The sequence below is a fragment of the Micromonospora sp. NPDC048169 genome (assembly GCF_040652815.1).
Taxonomy (GTDB): domain Bacteria; phylum Actinomycetota; class Actinomycetes; order Mycobacteriales; family Micromonosporaceae; genus Micromonospora.
Window position 1 is genome coordinate 22,034 of the sequence record NZ_JBEZMS010000003.1, and the last position, 17,084, is coordinate 39,117.

Here is a 17,084-nt window from a genome sequence, read left to right on the forward strand (position 1 = left end):
TTCCGGTGATGTGAACGGGTGGACGGTCAGGTCACCTCGTCGACGGTGAACGTGAACGAGAAGTCCTGCGGATGCCGCTCGTGGCGGCCGATGCCGAACTGCTCCTGGGCGAGCAGCGAGGTGCGGTACAGCCCGATGCTCGGGCCCACCACGCCGGTGAGCAGCTCGTAGGCCGTGTTGACCAGGACCGCCCCGGCGCCCGCAACGGCGACCGCCATGGCCGCGTGCGGGGCGGTCAGCGCCAGCCCGGCCACCTGGAGACCGGCCTCCTGCACCGCCGGGCTGGTGAGCCGCTGCTCGAGCAGCGCGCTGAGGGCGAGGCTGCCGCTGGTGTCGCGGGAGACCCAGACCGCGATGTCGAGGAAGTCGACCGCCGGGCCGTGATAGATCAGCACGTCGTCGAGCGGGAGCCGCTCGCCGTCCCGTACGTTGCTGAACCGCATCGTCGCCGCCCGGTAGACCGGCTGGCTGCCCGGTCCGCCGGTGAGCACGACCGCGTCCACCCGCACGTCGGCGCTGCCCAGGGCCCGGTTGCGGTGCACGGTCAGCTCGGCGATGCGGACCGCCACCCGGGTCGGCGTCGTGCCGCGCGGCGCCAGCAGCCGGATGGGCTGGGCCGGGCGGTCGTCGACGAGGAACGTCGCCCGCTCGGTGATCGGTGGAGGGGTCGGGCTGACGACGAAGTCGATCGGCTGAATCGCGTAGCGGACCTGGGACGCGGGCGCGTCACCGATCTCGCGGCTCATCCCGTCCGCGATCTGGGCGAGCAGGTTCTCCAGCCCCGACCGGGCCCGGCCGTCGCGGAGCCCGCGCTGCTGGAGCACGGAGACGTCCACCGGACCGTCACTGATCAGCACCAGGACCGTCTCGGGCCGGGGTACCGCCGGATCGATGCTGGACGGCCAGGTCATCGGCACGCCGGTCAACCGCCGCCGGTCCTCGTCCCAGCCGTGTGTGTAGGACGCACCCGCCGCCAGCCTGATGCCGCCGGGGTCGGACTGGTTCAGAACGGCGATCCGGGAGGAGATGCCGATGTCGATCAGCGACACGTACACCGCGCGGTCGCCCTCGTTGCGCACCCGGAACCAGACGCGTTCATCGGACTGGGCGAACAGCAGGCTCCCGGTGAGCTCGAGCGGCTCCTCCCGCCCGTCGCGCACCCGCCCCCACTCGATACGTACGTCGTGCCGGAGCGACCGGTCCGGGTCGCCGGCCAACCGCCGCAGCGCGCCGGCCTGGGCGATCCGCTGGAGGTTGGTGACGATCGCGGCGATGTCGGCGCGGGTCGCCGGTCGGGGCGCGTGCAACGGGCCGTAGTCGTCCCGGATGACGAGCCGGCCCTGCTCGTCCGCCACCACCTCGACGGTCGCCCGGACGCCCGGGTCGGCCGGCCGCAGCATGGGCCGGGCGGCCAGCGCCTCGATCAGGTCGGCCGTCGCCGGGTGGCCGGCCGGCAGGCGTACCGGCATGGCGGGCGCGGACGCGCGGACCCGGCGTGCCCGCGCGCCCGGTGGCAAGGGCTGCCCGGCGAGCTCGGGCGGCAGCTCGGCGACCGCCGCGGTGGGCAGCAGCCGGGTGACCGAGACCGTGCCGAGGTCCGTGTCGCCGGCACCGATCGCGAACTCGTCGCCTACCTCGACCCCGAGCAGCGGCGCACCGAGAAGCTGGATCCGGGTCGGACCGTCGGCCGTCACCGGCAGCGTGTCCAGCGGATCCAGCTCGGTCACCTCGAACGGCACCCGGCTCGACGGCCCCTCTGCCTCGGGCCGTTGGGTGAAGACGATCGCCTGCACCCGGCGACGCACGGCGTCCATCAGGGTCGACCAGTTGACCCGTAGCCCGTCCGTCTCCCGCAACGCCCGGGTCAGCGCGTCGGTGAGCAGCCCCATCTGGACGCCGTCGGGGTTGGCGTCCTCGAATGCCGCCTCGGTCGGCGCGCACGCGACCACCCGGACCGCCAGGTCGTTGCCGATCAGCGGGCGTCGGTCGATGGCCAGGCCGCCGGCGACGAGGCGGTGGACGTGCCGCTCGACGCGCTCGTACGTCGGCTGCCACTGTCCCGGCTTCGTCCGCAGCAGGGCCCGCACCCGTGGGCCGGACTGACGGGACATGTGGGCGGCGTGACAGCAGTCGAGCACCACGGTGACGTTTGGCGCGCGTTCGGTCAACCGGGCGAGCAGCACGGACAGCTCCGGGTCGGTGATGCCCCGGAAGTCGTCGTCGTCGGAGTCCGAGTAGTCGTCCGGGACGATGAACTGGATGGTTCGTCCGTCCGTCCCCCGGATGCGACCGCCGTGGCCGCTGTAGTAGACGACGTACGCCTCGTCCGGGGTGGCGTCGGCGATGAGCTTCTCGTACGCGTCGAGGATTCCCGCCCGGGTGGCCTGCGGCGTCACCAGCTGCTGGACCGCGAAGCCACGCGCCCTCAGGGTCTGCGCCATCGCCTTGACGTCGTTGCGGACTCCGGTCAGACCGTGGGTCGCCGCACCGATCAGAAGTGCCTTACCCGTCATGCCCATCTCTGACGGACGGCACGCCGGGCATGAGCGCTCAGTCGAAGAAGTGTTCCTCCCGAGCCCGGGTGATCGCCTCGACGGCGCTGTGCACACCGAGTTTCTTGTAAACCCGGCCCAGTTGGGTCTCGACAGTCCGCTTGGACACGTCCCGCTGGCTCGCGATCCGGGCCACGTCACTGCCCTGATAGAGCAGGCGGAGAGTGTTCAGTTCGGCGGGGGTCAGCTGGTACGGAAGCCGAGCGGGCGCGGGGCGATCACCCAGGTCCAGGTCGGCCCTGCGGGCCAGCGTCCGCACCCGTTCGCGCAGCGGTGCGGCACCGAGTTCCGTCGCCGTCTGGTAGGCGATGCGGGCGGGTTCCCGGGCCCCGGCCCGCTCGCCGGCCCGCAACGCGGCCTCGGCCTGGCGCCACCGGGCGTACGCGGCCGGGAACCGCCGGTCCAGCGCCGCCCATCCGTCGGCCACCTGGCCCCAGACCCGCGCGGTGTCGGTCCTGCGGATCCGCCGCCGTTCCGCCGCCAGCAGCCGCGCCAGCTGGGCGGTTTCCTCCGACACCGGTGCGCGCCGCACGGCCTCGCCCGCCAGCAGGGCGAGGCCGTCACCGGCGTCCGCCGCCTCCTGGTCGGCGGCGCAGCGCATCCCGACCGCGCACAACCGCAGCAGCTCCAAGGTGTTCTCACCCTTGCGCACCGCGGCCAGCCCCCGGCCCACCTCCGCCACCGCGCGGGTCAGATCGCCCTCCTCGATCGCCAGCTCGGCGCGGATCGCGTGCAGCGGCCCGAGGAATCGCGGATCGGCCCCGTGCTCCACGTCGTCGATCGAGGCGAGCAGCTCGCTCGCTCGCCGGAGATCGCCACGGTGCACCTGGATCTCGGCGAGCGTGAGACGGGGATACAGGCTTTCCGCCGGACGCAGATCCTGGATCGCCTCCGTGATGATCCGTTCGGCGTCGTCCCACTCGCCCAGCAGCACCAGCGCGGCGCTGGCGTTGTTGGCCACGATGGTGCTCTGCCGGCTGTCGGTCAGGCCGAGCCGGCGTGCCTCGTCCAGCCCGTCCCGCGTGACCTCGGCGGAGTCACGCAGCCTCCCCGCGTGTTCCAGGATCAACCCCAGATTTCCGTACGACCGGAGCAGGTCCTCGATGTGCGCCACCGACCGGGCGATCTCGATGGACCGGCGGAGCCGCACCTCGCCCTCGGGATCGCCACGCATGCCGAGGGCGAGCCCGGAGACGTTGAGCGCGCGGCCCTCCTCGGCGTACGCCCCCACCTCGATCGCCATGCCCAGCGCTTCGTCGGCGGTCTTTCCGCCCTCCTCGTAGCGGCCGGCCTGGAGGTGGGCGAGGGCGATGCCGGCCAGCACCCGGGCCTGCACGGCCGACGGCGGCCGGTCGGCCAGCAGGCGCGCCGCCTCGCGGAAGGCAGCAGCGGAGTCGGCCCATCTGCCCGCCTCGGCCAGGTAGTTGGCCCGCCGCTCGTGCAGCTCGCCGAGCTGCCCCGGGTCGCCGCCGTGGTCCGGCGCGTCGATGGCCTGCTCGACCAGCTCGATCGCCCGGTCGACCCGCCCGGACCAGCGCGCCGCCGCGGCCGCCTCGGCGAGCAGCCGGAATCGGGGCATTCCGGCCCGCGCCTCGGCGTCCTCGACTCGATGCCACAGTCGCAGGGCCCGGTCGAACTGCAGATCGGCGGAGGGGAACGCCAACGTGCGGGCGGCGGCCTGACCGGCCGCGACCGCGTACGTCAGCGCCTGCGGCCACACTCCCGCCTGGTACCAGTGGATCGCCTGCTCGGCCGCGGCCGAGCCCTCGGTCACGCACAACCGGGAGTCGGCGGCCAGCGCCTCCGCCATCGCGACGTGCAGTTCGACGCGAACATCGGGGGCGGTCTCCTGCAGGACCGTCTCGCGCAGCAGCGCGTGCTGGAACCGGTACACCCCCTGGCCGGCGCTGAGCATCTGGTGGTCGGCGCACTCGTGCAGCGCGTCCCGCAGAGTCTCGGCCGGCATGCCGCTGACCGCGTGCAGCAGCTGCCGGCTCATCGCGCGACCGGCCACGGCCGCCGTCTGCAGGACCCGGAACGCGTCCTCGGTCAACTGGCTGAGGCGGCCGAGCATCATCGACCGGATGTCGGGCGGCAACGCGATGTCCTCGTCCCCGCCCGCCAGCGCGCCGGTGGCCATCAGCTGTTCGGCATAGAACGGAATCCCGTCCGACAGCCGCAGACACCGCTCGGCCAGCCGGCGGTCGACCTCGCCGAGCAGTTCGCGCATCTCGTCGAGGGTGAAGGGCCGCAGCTCGAAGCGGTCCGTGCGGCGCATGAAGGTGGCACCACCGAACAGCTGCCACAACGGGTGGGCCCGCCCCACCGGCCGGTAGGTGCCGACCAGCAGCACCCGGCGATCCTCCGCGCGGGTCTGGGCGAGGTGCCGCACCAGGTCGAGCGTGGACGGATCGGCCCAGTGCAGGTCCTCCAGGATCAACACCACCGGGGCGTCCGTCGCGATGTGGTCCAGCATCCGGCGCACCGCGAGGAAGACCTGCAAGGGCACGCCCATGGAATCGTTGCCGAGGTCGAAGAAGGCGGTCAGTTTCCGGTACGCCGGGCCGCCCAGCTCGGTGGCCCGGCCCTCGCCGTACTCCAGGCCGAAGTTGTCCAGCACCTCGATCAGCGGTCCGTACGGCATGGGATCACCGAAGTGTTCCTCGCATGCCCCGGCCAGCACGTGGATGCCGGCCGGCCGCTCCCCGCGCAGGAACTCGCTCAGCAGCCGCGTCTTGCCCAGACCCGGCCCGCCGCCGACAAGTACCGTCCGGGCAGCGCCGTTGCGGACCTCGGACAGCCGCCGCGTCAACCGTTCCAACTCGTTCGGACGACCGACGAACGGCGACTCCTCGGTCACCTGCCACCTCCCCCAGGGTCGTCCGTCGTGCCCGCCGGCAGCACCTCCCGAACCACAGCCACGATCCGGTCCAGCTCGCCCGCGTCGCGCAGCACCAGGGCGAGCCGGTCGTCGTACGCCCGCCCGATCGGGCCGCCCCCGGCGTCGGCGCCGAACACCGCGTTCAGCACCTCGGCGACCACCACGCGTGCCGGCTCACCCCGGGCCAGCCGGGCCCGGATCAGCTCGACGGCACTGTGCGCCAGGGCGGTGAGGAGCCGCTCGCGCTCAGTGTACGCATCGACTGGCGTCTCGGTGAGGTCGTCGACCTGCTCCGCCGAGGCGACCGGGGCCTGCTTGTGACCGAGCGGTGTCTCGACGTACCGCTCGAACCACCGCGGCCGGCGGCCCATCGCCCGCAGCACGGCCCGGATGTCGGCCCGTACGTCGGCCTCCCCGTACGATCCGCCGGCGTGCCGCTCACAGTGCCGTGCCACCCAGCTGTCGGTCGGCCACAGGTCGTGACCGGCCGTGACCGGTGTGCCCACCCAGACGAGCATCTGGGTGGCCAGGTCGATCAGCCAGGCGTCCCCGTTCAACTCGGTGGCGAGCCAGGACGGCACCCGGGGTCGCTGAAGCGCGCCGTACGCCCCGCGCCGCCGACGATGTCCGTCGACTGTGGCCGGGACCAGCCGGCCGACTATCCAACCCTCCAGGTTCTCGATCCGCGTGCTCGCCCTGCGGGTGACGTCGTCGACGACGGCCTCGACGTCGTTCTCGAAGCGATCCAGGCATTCGTCGCTCAGCCGGGTCACCGATGCCGCACAGCCGACGTGGCCCCGCCGCATCTCGATCCGCCGGGTGAGCCGCCGGTAGACCACCGGCCACGCGATCGAGTAGGTCGCGCCGGTCAACCGCGACCGGTGCGGCCCGGTCGCACCCGCGATCGCGGTGGCCAGCAGGCCGCGACGCGCCAGATCCCGGACCTCCTCGACGCCGTCGGTTTGGGTCGATCCGAGCACGGCACCCTCCTAGGAGTCGGACCAACGAAGGTGACCAACTCTGACCCGGAGGACTGCGCAGCGTGAACAGCGGGACGATCCGTTTGCGTCACCGGTCAGCCGGACGGGCGCGCGGCTCAGCCGGTCCGGGCAGCCGCTCGGTCCACAGGGGAGGGTGGGTAGGCCGGTTCCGGCGGATGAACGGCGTAGCCCGAGGGTCACCGACTTGGCCCGAAAGCGTGATGCCGTCCTGACCGCAAGCGGCTCCCGATGGAGCCGTGTTCGGTGCATCCTGACGAAGAGGCAACCGAGATCGGCTGACAGGACGGCGACCATGACGGCTTCGGACGAGCTGCGCGAATACCTCGCGTCGGAGCTGCGCGAGGCCACCTCCGCCGCCATCCGCGCCGGGGCGACCCCCGACGCGGTGACGGCCGACCTCGAGGAGCGGTTGCGCCGGGTACGGCTCATGCTGGCCGGGCTGGAGGACCCTGCCGATCCCGGTCCGGCTGACGGATCGACTCGCTGATCGGGCCCACGTGCGGTTCCCGGTCGGTGGCGAAGCGGATCTGGTCGCCGGGCCGCACCCGGGTACGGTCGTGGATCTCCGTACCGTTGATGAAGGTGCCGTTCGGCGCCTCCGGGAACGGGGTGATCCAGGCGGTTCCCTCCTCGTCCACGCTCACCGTGGCGTGCCGCCGGGAGACGTTGGGATAGCCGGCGAACACGTGCCCGTGCTCACCGGCCCGGCCCAGCTCGACGGAGCTTCGCCGGGCCGGTACGACCACCGAGCCGGACGGAAAGCTGATCACCAGGGCCGGCGGGACGAGCGACTGGTGGCACACTGTGCACCGGTCGTTGCGAAAGTCCGTTGCCCGGGCACCGCAGGACCAGCATGCCGGAGCCGGCGCTGCGCCCGTGGGCGTGTCCGGCGCGGCCTCGGCCGGCACCGGATCGGTGGCGGCTGGCGCGGGCACCAGCTCCTCGCCCGGATGTTTCGGGCAGAAATAGCCCGTCTCGGCCGGGTAGTTCTGCCCGCAGCGGGGACAGTGCAGCTCGGTATCCATCAGTCGTGCCTCGCGTCCAGCGTCACCACGCCGTCCGTGGCGACGATGTCGTCGACTCGTACCTTGCCCGATCGCACGTCCGCGTCGAAGAGGTAGCGGGCGAGCGGGTTGACCAACTTGCTCTCCACCTCGTTGCCGATTCCCCGGCCACCGTATGTCAGCGTCTCGGGGGCGGTGCACCACCCCTCCAGACGCTGCCGGGCTGCGGGGGCCAGGTCGAGCCGCACATCGTGCTCCCGGGCCAGCCGGTCCCGGACGTTACTCAACTGCCGGTCCAGGATGCTGAGGGCGGTCGGTTCGTTGATGAAGTCGAACACCACGATGTTGTCGCCGAAGCGGTTGAGCAGCTCGGGACGGCCCAGCTCGCGGGTGAAGGTGTCCTTGATCGCCGCCTTGATGGTGCGCTCCAGCTCCTCGTACGCGATCCCCGGGTGGACGAGCTGGATCTTCTCGCCGGTCTGCGGATCGTCCCGGAAGATGCCCAGGTTGGAGGTGAAGATCAGCATGCACTCGGTGAAGTACGTGGTGACGCCCTGTCCGTCGGTGAGCCGGCCGTCGTCCAGGATCTGCAGGAACTTGTCGAAGATCTGCCGGTCCGCCTTGTCGAACTCGTCGAACAGGACGACCGAGAAGGGCTTGCGGCGGATCGCCCCGGTCAGCTCGCCGCCCGCCTCGTACCCGATGTAGCCGGGCGGTGCGCCGGTCAGCCGGTCGGCCGAGTGGCTCGTCGCGAACTCCGACATGTCGAACCGCAGATACGCCTCCGGGTCGCCGAACAGCATCATGGCCAACTGCTTGGCCAGCTCGGTCTTGCCGACGCCGGTCGGCCCGGCCAGGAACAGCACCCCGCGGGGCCGCTTCGCCGAGCTGGACGCCTGCGCCCCGGACAGGCCCAGCGCGGCGCGCTTGAGGATGTCGAACGCCTTCACCACGGCCGCCTCCTGACCGAAGATCTGGCCCGGGATCTCCCGCTCGCCTCGGACGATCTGTTCCCGGACGGTCTCCTGCCGCCACGGGTTCTCGTCCACGCCGATCCGGTAGATCTGGATCGCCTCGTCGAGGCGGGCGAACGGGATCTTCCGGTCCGCGCCCAGCCGGGCGATCTCCCGCATCGAGTGCAGCGTCATGTCGTCCGTGCGCTGCGCGAACCGGACCACGCCCGGGTCGGTCGCGGCGGGCGGATGAGGGGTGCCGGTGACGATCGGCGCGAAGTACCGGGCGGCCTTGATCCGGTCGGCCAGGCCGCAGTTGGACACGGCGATGGTGCGTACCCGTTCCATCCCGACGGTCAGCCAGGCCGGCAGGTCCCGCTCGCCCTCGGACAACCAGATGACCGGGTTGTAGAGGTCGGTCGGCCGCTCGGGCGGGCCGCCGAGGTGGGTCTCGGCGGTGGCCGCCAGCTTCTGGGCGAACAGGAAGAAGTCCCGCTCGACTCCCTCCAGCGCGGCCTGGCTGCGCGGGATCCGGGCCGCGTAGTCGATGACCAGGGCGGCCCGGGTGCCGGATGGATCCGCGGCCGGGGTGTCCTCGGGCTGCCGGTCGCCGGGGATGGCGTCGGCGTCGATCGGCGGCGGATCGGTCGCCCCGGCCACCCGCGCCATGCAGGTGCGCAACCGCTCAAGGGTTTGTTTCCGCCCGATCATGCGCCGGCCGAGGATCTGCTCGGCGGCCGCGCGCGCGTCCCGGTCATCGGGCGGATAGACGGTGACGCCGTCGACCTGGTCGGAGACGATCAGACAGCGGTAACCGGACGGTCGCAACGCCTGCCAGAGCACTTCGAGCAGGGGAACCGGACGGACACCGTCCGGGGTGGGACGTCGGGTCTCCGGCACCAGATAGAGATTGCGTACGTTGCCGTACAGGACGTACTGGGAGTGCACGGCGAGGGTCCCGGCCAGTTCCTGGGCGAACGACGGGAAGCCGGGCAGGAACTCGGACGATGTGCTCATCGATTCTCCTGATTGGGGTCGATCTGTCGCAGGACGGGTTCGGGCACCTCGATCGGTGCGGGCGTGGCAGCCGACCGTGGATCGATGTCCACCAGGGCGCGAACCGGCTCGTCGGGCACGTGCACCCGGGCGGCGATGCCGCGCCGGCCCAGTTCCTCGCCGACGCGCCGCAGGCCGTCGTTGAGCTCGGCGCAGCGGACGGCTTCCCCGCCGGCTCCGGCGGCCACCTGGACCAGTTGCGAGTGCACCCGGCCGGCCTCGTCGAGCCACACGTCGGCGACGTGACCGCCCCGCCAGTCCGGCCGGGTCACCAACAGCGCGGCATGACGCCGCACCTGCATGCCGGTGGTGACCGAGTAGCCGAGCTTGCCGAACGCCTCGGCCACCCCCTCCAGCAGCCGCCGGCGGTCCAGCTCCACCTGCACCCGGTTCAACGCGTTCTGCGCATCCCGGCGATCGGCCGAGGTGAGGTCCGCCTCGCCGAGCACCACGGCTCGCAGCCGTTCGATCGCGTCGAAGCACGGGGGCCGCGGCGTACCGAAGTCGTTTATCACCTCGGCGACGAGCGGCTGCTCCAGCGCGGTCAGCAGATTCGCCGCCTCGCGACGGCGCGCGATGCGCGGGTTGAGATCCACGTCCACGGTCCGGGCGAGAGACTCCACGAAGGTACGCCCCATCGGGGAGTGCTTCTTCCGCTCCGCCTTCGCCGCCGCCTCCAGCGCCTGGATCCGGTCGTCCGACGTGGCGTCGGTGTGCAGGCGGCTCAGGATGGCGTCGATGTCGGCCTGCAACCGGCTCCCGTCGACCTTCGCCGGCGCCGGCGGTGCCGCGCTTTCGTGCCGCCCTCGCGAGGCGAGTACCGCCTGATAGCGGGCGAGCAGTTCGGTGGCGCTCGGCTCTCCCGCAGCGCCGGCGGCCATCCGGGACAACAGCTGCTGTCGCTCCCGTGCCGCCTCGGCCCGCTCGACCGCGGCCCGCGCTGCGGACAGCGCCTCCTGAGTCCGCGCCACCAGGCTCGGCGCGCCGGTCAGATGGCATCCGGTCAGATCCACCGGCCGGGGCAGGGCCAGCTGGACGCCCGCCCTCGCGGCGCGGGCGGACAGCAGGCGAAGGTCCTCATTGGTCCGGGCCACGGAACCCGCGGCCAGGTCCCAGAGTTGGGCCCGGATCTCCACGTCGTCCTGCGCGTCCGCCCTGCGCTCCATCTCTTCGCCGAATCGCTCCAGCGCCCGGCCGGTGGCCTCGGTGCCCGCCTGCGCCGCCCGGATCGCCAGCATCGCGGCCGCTCCGGCCCCGGCGGCAGCCAGCGCCACCGGGGCGACGATGAGGCCCACCGGCAACACTGCGATCTCTCCACCACTCATGAATCCGCTCCTTCTGCGGCCCGGGCCGGGCCGTCGTCGTTGTCTGACGGCCGGCGTCGCTCGGCTGCGGCGATCTGCTCCTCCTCGGCCGCCACCTGGCGGCGCCACGCCGCCCAGCGGCGCGACACCCACCCGAGGTGACCGATCGTCGTGGCGATCACCAGGTACTGCGGGAACAGGCTCGCCACCAGAGCGACCGCGGCCAGCGCCCCCAGCAGCGCCAGCGCCGCCGGGGCCCACGATCGCTGCATCCACCGGCCGAGCGGGCGCAGCACGATCGCACCCGCGCCAGGGATCGAGTACCGGTTGTGGAACCGGCCACCGATCTGGACGGCGAGGAGACTCTCGGCGAGCAGCGCGACGGAGAGGCAGCAGGAAGCGGCCACCCAGGCCAGGCCGATCACCCGGTCGTCGGCCCGGCCGGCGGCGTCGGCGCCGGTGATCGCCGCGACCCAGCCCACGGCGATCAGGCAGACGCCGGTCACCGCCCAGCCCAGGGCGACCGGCCGGTTCTGCCGGCGCGACCATTCCCGGAATGCGGCTATCGCGCGCGCGGACTCCTCGCCCAGCTCACGAACCTGGACCCGGTCGGCGATGGTCCGGGCGCGCGCGGTCGCGAGGTCGGCCAACAGCAGCGCCGCCCAGACCGTCGCGGGATCGTGGGCCAGGTCGGTGAACCACGGCACCTCCCAGGCAAGCTCCGCGTCGGTCCGCCGCGTCTCCTCCAGTACGGCGCGCAGGTCGTCCGGCTGGCGCAGTGCGACGCGCAGGCACACCGCCATCCGTTCCCGGTCGGTGACGGTGTCCCGCAGATGCCGCTGAGCCTCCGGGTCGGTCACCTGCCGCACCAGTTCGGGCCACTCCCGATAGGCGCGGCGCCAGGCCCGGTCCAGGTCGGTGAGGGCCTGACCGCCCTGCTCGCCGTCCTCCGGGGCCGACGTGTCGAACTCCCGCAGCAGCCGCCCGTTCCAGAGGTCACTGAGCACCTCGGCGTTGTCACCCTCGTTCGCCAGCGCCCGCTGGGCGATGGCGAGCAGGCCGCGGCGCGAGATGACGTGGTTGCGATAGACCGCTGGCCGGGCCGGATCGAGCGCGCGCAGGATCCGGAGCAGCCGCAGGTGCCCGGACTCCGTGGCCTCTCCGACGGCGGCCACCACCCGGCGGGCCTCGGCCGCGTCGTCGTCGCCGAACTGGCCGAGCCAGGCCGACAACCCGTCGAGCCCGCCGTCCCGCTCGACGATCGTCCGCACGGAATGGTTCCAGGCGGTCGTCATCGCCGTCGCCAGCTCGTCGCGCAGATGATACGAGCTGCCACGGAACCGGTACGGCTTCTCCGCCGCGTGCGGCGTCGACCCGGCCGAGGGTGCGGTACGGGGCGGCGCCGGCGCGCGGCGGGCCAGCCACAACCCGACCTCGGTGCCGCCCCAGCGGTCCGCCGGATCGGTCACCAGAAGCCCCTGGCACAGGGCGCGCAGCCGGTCGTCCGGCACACCGGAGACGTCTATCGGCCGGGTCTGCCCGAAGTGGCGCCGTACGTCCTCGTCGCTCAGTCCCTCGAACGGGTGCTCACCGGCGGCCAGCTCGAGGATCGTCAGCCCCAGGCCCCACCAGTCGGTCGCCGTGCCGACCTGTCCCAGGTTGCTCCACTCGGGCGGCTGATAGAAGCTGCTGATCGGCTCGGTCCACTCGGCCGCGCCGATCGGCCCGGCGATGCCGAAGTCGACGAGGGTCGCCTCCGACCCGTCGAGCATGACGTTGGCCGGCTTGACGTCGCGGTGCACGTACCCGTGACCATGCAGGTCCATCAGTGCCGCGGCGATCTGCCGCACCACGGGGGTGAGCTGGGCCAGCCCGAAACCGCGGGAATCCGCCCGCTGCCGCTCCCGCAGGGTCTGGCCCGGGACGAAGTCCATCACGCTGTAGTCGGCCTCGAACTCGAGGTGCCGGACCACCCGAGGGTGCCGGCCGGCGAGGTAGTCGACCAGCCCCGGGTCGGGCCGGCGGGCGAGCTGGTGACGCTTGACGACCGCCTCGGTGCCGTCCGCGCGGACCCGTACGACGAACAGTCCCGGCCGCTCCAACCGCCGGAGCAGCTGGTAACGGGCGGCCAGCCGCACCGGCAGCCCGTCGGCGGGCCAGTCGTCCGGTCGGCTCCGACCGGCGTCCAGCAGCGTCTCGTCCAACGCGTCGCCGCCCCGCGCCGGCGGGAACAGCCTGGTCCGCCCCGCGTCCAGCAGGGTCTCGTCCAGCACGGCCGGTCGATCGGGCTGGCTCATCCGCCGCTCACACCTCCGCGCTCCGGTCCGCCAGAACTCTGGTGACCCACCAACCCCCGCCATAGAGGGAGTGACGGACCAGTGAGCTACGTGCAGCTGTGGGGCCGGCGTTTCGGCCAGGCCCTCACCGTTCTCCGCGACCCCGACGCGGGTCTGCTCGATCCGTTGCCCAGGCCCGCCGTCAACCCAAGGGTCGACGCCGCACAACTCGTCGCGCAGGCCAGGGAGAAGGGTCTGAGCGACGGCCGGCAGGCCCTGTACGACGGGTGGTCGTTCGGGCACGAGGGCGACCCGCCGCACGCGGTGGGCGAGCCGAAATACGTCGAGACGCTGCGCCGGCTGCGCGACTCCGCCCTCAACGAGCTCCGTGACCGGCAGCAGAAGACCGCCGACCGGTTGGTCGACCTGCACCACACCGTGCGGGAGGCGGACCTGGCGATGCGGGCGGCCCGCGACCGGATGGCCCGGATCGCCACCCGTGACCAGCACGACGAGGACGACTCGCTACGCGCCCACCTGCGCCGCCGGAACATCGACACCGACCGGCTGCAACTGCCGCCACTGAACAGCGAGGTGTGGGAGGGCGACGCGCCGCCGATGCGTCTGATCTGGCGGATCCTCGTCCTGATCTTCCTCGTCGCGGTGGTCTTCGAGATCGAGCACTACGTCGCCGGGGCGTACCTGCCGTTGACCGAGCTGGGACGGACCACGGGTCTGCTGCTCACCGGCGCGATCGCCGCCCTGACCGTCCTCGCGCCGCTGATGGCCGGGCAGCTCTTCCGCAACCGGCACGCGACCGGATTCGACCGGCTGCTGGCCCCGCTGACCTTCGTCCTGCTGCTGCCCACAATGGCGATCATCCTGGGCTTCGGACTGCTCGCCGCGAGCTTGTTCGACCGCGGCGTCACCGGCGGGGCACCGTTCGACGCCGCCACCGACCCGTCCCGCACGGCCGCGCTCGGGCTCACCCCGGCGACGCTGATCGTCGTCTTCGACGTGGTGCTGTTCCTGGCGTGCCTGATGGCGTACCTGTTGGGGCTCGCCCAGCCGCATCCGTTCCAGCAGGCCTTCGCCCGCAGCCGGCGGGTGCGCAACCGTACTCTCGGGGTGACCCAGCGGATGGGTAACCGGATCAACCCGGACTACCGGGCGATGACCACGATGGACGACGGGCCGGACGATCGGGACCCGGTGGTCGCGCCGGAACAGGAAGCGGCGATCAGGAACGCCTACCGCGCCGCCGAGGAGGCGTACTACCAGGGGTTGATCGAGGCGGTGGCGGATCCGACGTTCACCGAGGCCGTCATGCGGCATCGGCGAGAGCCGGAGCCGGCCGGTGAGTGAGCACCTGCGGCTGGCCCGCGCCCACTTCCCGGTGACCTCGCTGGGCTACGGTCACCGCCTGGTGCTCTGGGTGCAGGGCTGCCCGCTGGCGTGCCCCGGGTGCATCGCGAAGGACACCTGGGACCCCGAGGGCGGCGTCCCGGTCGATGTAGCGGACCTGCTCGGGGACGTCCGCCGGGCGGTCCTGGCCGGAGCCGACGGGCTGACCGTCAGCGGCGGCGAGCCACTGCGGCAGGCCGCCGCGGTCGGGTCGCTGCTCCGGGGCGTACGGGAGCTGGGCGCCGCCTTCGACGTGCTTCTCTACACCGGGTTCGAGCTGGACGAGTTGGATCCCGCGCAGCGGGAGACGGCCGAGCTCGCCGACGTGCTGATCACCGGGCGGTACGTCGCCACCGCCCCCACCGGGCTCATCTGGCGCGGCTCGGCGAACCAGCGGATGCACCTGCGTACGCCCTTGGCGCGCGACCGCTACACGGAGTTCGTCGAGTACGAGCCCGAACACCCGCCCATCCAGATCGAGGCCGACCGGGAAGGCCGGCTGTGGTGGGCGGGCGTTCCGAACCGTCCCGAGACCAAGCGTGCTCTCGACCGAGGACTGGCGGCGCTCGGCTACTCCGTCGAGTCGGCGAGCTGGCGCCACCAGTAGCGGCTCCTCAGTCCGTCTGCTTCGGTTCCCGCTGCGGCCCCGCGTCCGGCCCTGCGTCCGGCCTTGCGTCCGGGCCCGCGTCCGGCCCCGCGTCCGGGCCCGCGTCCGGGCCGGCGTCGGGGCCCGGCTCGGTGGGCTCGGTCACCGGTCGGCGCGGGCGGATCAGCCGACGCCAGCCCGACTCCGGCGGCGCCTGGAACCGCCGGACGAGCATCGCCGCCTCGGCTCGGACGCGCCGGGCCGCGGACTCGCACCGCTCGACCTCGACGATGTACTGCCGTTTGCGGCTGTCCCGCAGGTGGTCGAGTTGCTGGCCGAGGGTCCGCGCCTCGGCGACGTCGCGCAGCAGCGCCCCCTGCCGCGGCTGGGCCCGGCGGAGGCGCCGATCGCTGCGCCTGACCTGCCCGACCTCCTCGCGGGGCCGGCGATACCCCGCGGTGAACGCGATGGCCCCGGTGAGCAGATAGAGCAGGAGCAGCACCATGGCGCCCAGGCCCGAGCTGGGGTCGGTGGACTCCGTGGCACCACTGATGAACGAAGCCTGCGCGTCGTTGCCGGGCAGCGGGGGTGCGAAGAGGCGGAGGGCGAAGGCGCCCAGCCCCATCGAGAGCCACAGACCGAGGAGCGACCAGCCGGACACCGCGCGCCGGACGTTCCGTCGCTGCTCCCTGACGTGCTTGAACCCCTCACCGGCCCAGTGCGCGACATAGGTCGTGGTCACCGCCAGGGCGGCCACCAGCGGCCACACCCTCGCGTCGTTGAGAATCCGCTCGACGACCTGGTTGAAGGTGATGAGGTCCGCGACCATGGCGAACAGCAGCACGATGTAAAGAATCAACTGGCCGATCCACCCGCGACCGGCCAACTCGCCGACCTTGCCGGTCTGGTAGCTCGGTCCCGAGTCCTCCTCGCCGTCGGGACCGGCCGGTTCCGGGGTGTCACGCTGCTCGACGGCGCGGATCGCCCGCTGCTTCACGTACTCAAGCTCTTTGATCTTGCCGCCCCGGCCCTCCGACTCGTGGTCGAACTGGGTGACGAGGCCGTCGATCCGGGCCTGCAGGTCGCCCAGCTCGACCTCCTCGGCCGTGTGGTGGCGCAGGATCGCGGCCTTCATCTCGATCACGTGCGACTCGATGACCTCGTCGATCGCCTTCATCACACCGCCGTCGATGCCGAACGGCGCGACGGTTGCGAGGTGCCGCCTGACCCGGACCCTGAGCCGGTCTTCGTCGTCCATCGCCGGGACACGATGCAGGCTCAGTTGCCTGAGCCGCTTGGCGGTCCGACGCAACTCGGTACGGCGCTTCCATTCCTTTGGCGTCTTCACGACGAGCTCCCGGTGTCGGGGGAAGGGGACGATGTCTCGAGAACCCAGGTGGGAAGTTCAACCGGGGGGAGGGTGAGCAGCGGGTAGAGCGTCCGCCCGTGCGGGTGGGCCCGTGCCAGCGCGGCCAGATATTCGGCGGTACGCCGCTGGTACAGCTCTACCGCGCCGCGGGCGCGGGTGCCTGGACCGGAGGCCGCCGCCTGGTGCTGGCGCACCGCGGCGACCCGTTCGGCCCGCCGGCGGTCGACCTGGTCGCGGGCGCGGTCGAGTTCTTCCCGCGCTCGCGTGATCCGCCGGGAGCGGGCCACCTCCCGGCGGTGCCGCAACATCGCGTCCGACCAGCGCTGCTCCTCCCGGTTGCGGGGTAACAGCTCCTCATCGGTCAGCGGACGCCGTGCCGCCTCGACGCGCTGCTCGCACCGTACGACGTCCTCGCGAGCCCGTTCGAGCCGCTCGTCACACCGGTCGAGCTCGATCGCCGCGGCCCGGCCCATCGTGAGGAACTCGGCGTGCAGCTCGTCGAGTTTCTCGTGCAGTTCGGCGAGCAGGACGAGCTGATACCCGACGGTGACGGTCTCCCCGGTGCCGGCCAGCTCCGCCTGGCGGCGCCGCACCTCGGCCAGGGCCGGGATGCCTTGCTCGCCGTCGTGCGTTCCCCGGTTCCGGTCCGCGCGGCGCAGCGCGGCCGGGTAGGACGTGTCGCTCGTGGCCACCATGTC

General features: G+C 72.4%; 12 protein-coding genes. 3 read left to right on the forward strand and 9 right to left on the reverse strand.

Annotation, left to right across the window (positions count from 1 at the left end):
• Positions 1-26: 26 nt before the first annotated feature.
• From AB0D28_RS03675 to AB0D28_RS03685, 3 genes are read right to left on the reverse strand one after another with little or no spacing between them, the layout of a single operon-like run.
• Positions 27-2,513, reverse strand: a complete 2,487-nt coding sequence (locus tag AB0D28_RS03675; RefSeq protein WP_357381857.1) for a caspase family protein — start codon at positions 2,511-2,513, stop codon at positions 27-29.
• Positions 2,514-2,550: 37 nt separating this feature from the next.
• Positions 2,551-5,412 carry an AAA family ATPase gene (locus AB0D28_RS03680; RefSeq protein ID WP_357381859.1) on the reverse strand — a complete coding sequence of 954 codons (2,862 nt, stop codon included), beginning with the start codon at positions 5,410-5,412 and terminating at the stop codon, positions 2,551-2,553.
• The gene (locus tag AB0D28_RS03685) at positions 5,409-6,413 is read right to left on the reverse strand and encodes a hypothetical protein (protein ID WP_357381861.1); all 1,005 of its coding nucleotides are present in this window, start codon (positions 6,411-6,413) and stop codon (positions 5,409-5,411) included. The genes AB0D28_RS03680 and AB0D28_RS03685 overlap by 4 nt, the downstream gene beginning before the upstream one ends.
• A 313-nt stretch (positions 6,414-6,726) precedes the next feature.
• Between AB0D28_RS03685 and AB0D28_RS03690 the strand changes: the two genes are divergently transcribed.
• A complete protein-coding gene (locus AB0D28_RS03690) occupies positions 6,727-6,921 on the forward strand; it encodes a hypothetical protein (RefSeq protein WP_357381863.1) in 195 nt (64 codons plus the stop codon).
• Here AB0D28_RS03690 and AB0D28_RS03695 read toward each other — a convergent pair.
• The 4 genes from AB0D28_RS03695 to AB0D28_RS03710 are packed head-to-tail and all read right to left on the reverse strand — an operon-like array spanning position 6,860 to position 13,048.
• A complete protein-coding gene (locus AB0D28_RS03695) occupies positions 6,860-7,459 on the reverse strand; it encodes an FHA domain-containing protein (RefSeq protein ID WP_357381865.1) in 600 nt (199 codons plus the stop codon). The two genes, AB0D28_RS03690 and AB0D28_RS03695, sit on opposite strands and share 62 nt — an antisense overlap.
• Complete coding sequence (locus AB0D28_RS03700) at positions 7,459-9,408, reverse strand: AAA family ATPase (RefSeq protein WP_357381866.1); 1,950 nt, start codon at positions 9,406-9,408, stop codon at positions 7,459-7,461. The genes AB0D28_RS03695 and AB0D28_RS03700 overlap by 1 nt, the downstream gene beginning before the upstream one ends.
• Complete coding sequence (locus AB0D28_RS03705) at positions 9,405-10,772, reverse strand: hypothetical protein (protein ID WP_357381868.1); 1,368 nt, start codon at positions 10,770-10,772, stop codon at positions 9,405-9,407. The genes AB0D28_RS03700 and AB0D28_RS03705 overlap by 4 nt, the downstream gene beginning before the upstream one ends.
• Positions 10,769-13,048 carry a protein kinase gene (locus AB0D28_RS03710; protein ID WP_357381870.1) on the reverse strand — a complete coding sequence of 760 codons (2,280 nt, stop codon included), beginning with the start codon at positions 13,046-13,048 and terminating at the stop codon, positions 10,769-10,771. Before AB0D28_RS03710 ends, AB0D28_RS03705 begins: the two co-directional genes overlap by 4 nt.
• A gap of 81 nt (positions 13,049-13,129) precedes the next feature.
• Here AB0D28_RS03710 and AB0D28_RS03715 point away from each other — a divergent pair, with 81 nt between their 5' ends.
• Positions 13,130-14,392, forward strand: a complete 1,263-nt coding sequence (locus AB0D28_RS03715) for a hypothetical protein (protein ID WP_357381872.1) — start codon at positions 13,130-13,132, stop codon at positions 14,390-14,392.
• The gene (locus AB0D28_RS03720) at positions 14,385-15,038 is read left to right on the forward strand and encodes a 4Fe-4S single cluster domain-containing protein (RefSeq protein WP_357381874.1); all 654 of its coding nucleotides are present in this window, start codon (positions 14,385-14,387) and stop codon (positions 15,036-15,038) included. Before AB0D28_RS03715 ends, AB0D28_RS03720 begins: the two co-directional genes overlap by 8 nt.
• A 7-nt stretch (positions 15,039-15,045) precedes the next feature.
• On the opposite strand, the gene AB0D28_RS03725 is transcribed toward AB0D28_RS03720, so the two are convergent.
• Together AB0D28_RS03725 and AB0D28_RS03730 are read right to left on the reverse strand one after the other, a co-directional pair.
• Entirely contained in the window at positions 15,046-16,275 is a 1,230-nt protein-coding gene (locus tag AB0D28_RS03725) for a hypothetical protein (protein WP_357381876.1), read from the reverse strand.
• An 86-nt stretch (positions 16,276-16,361) separates the two neighbouring features.
• A complete protein-coding gene (locus tag AB0D28_RS03730) occupies positions 16,362-17,081 on the reverse strand; it encodes a hypothetical protein (RefSeq protein WP_357381878.1) in 720 nt (239 codons plus the stop codon).
• Between the last annotated feature and the right edge of the window lie 3 nt (positions 17,082-17,084).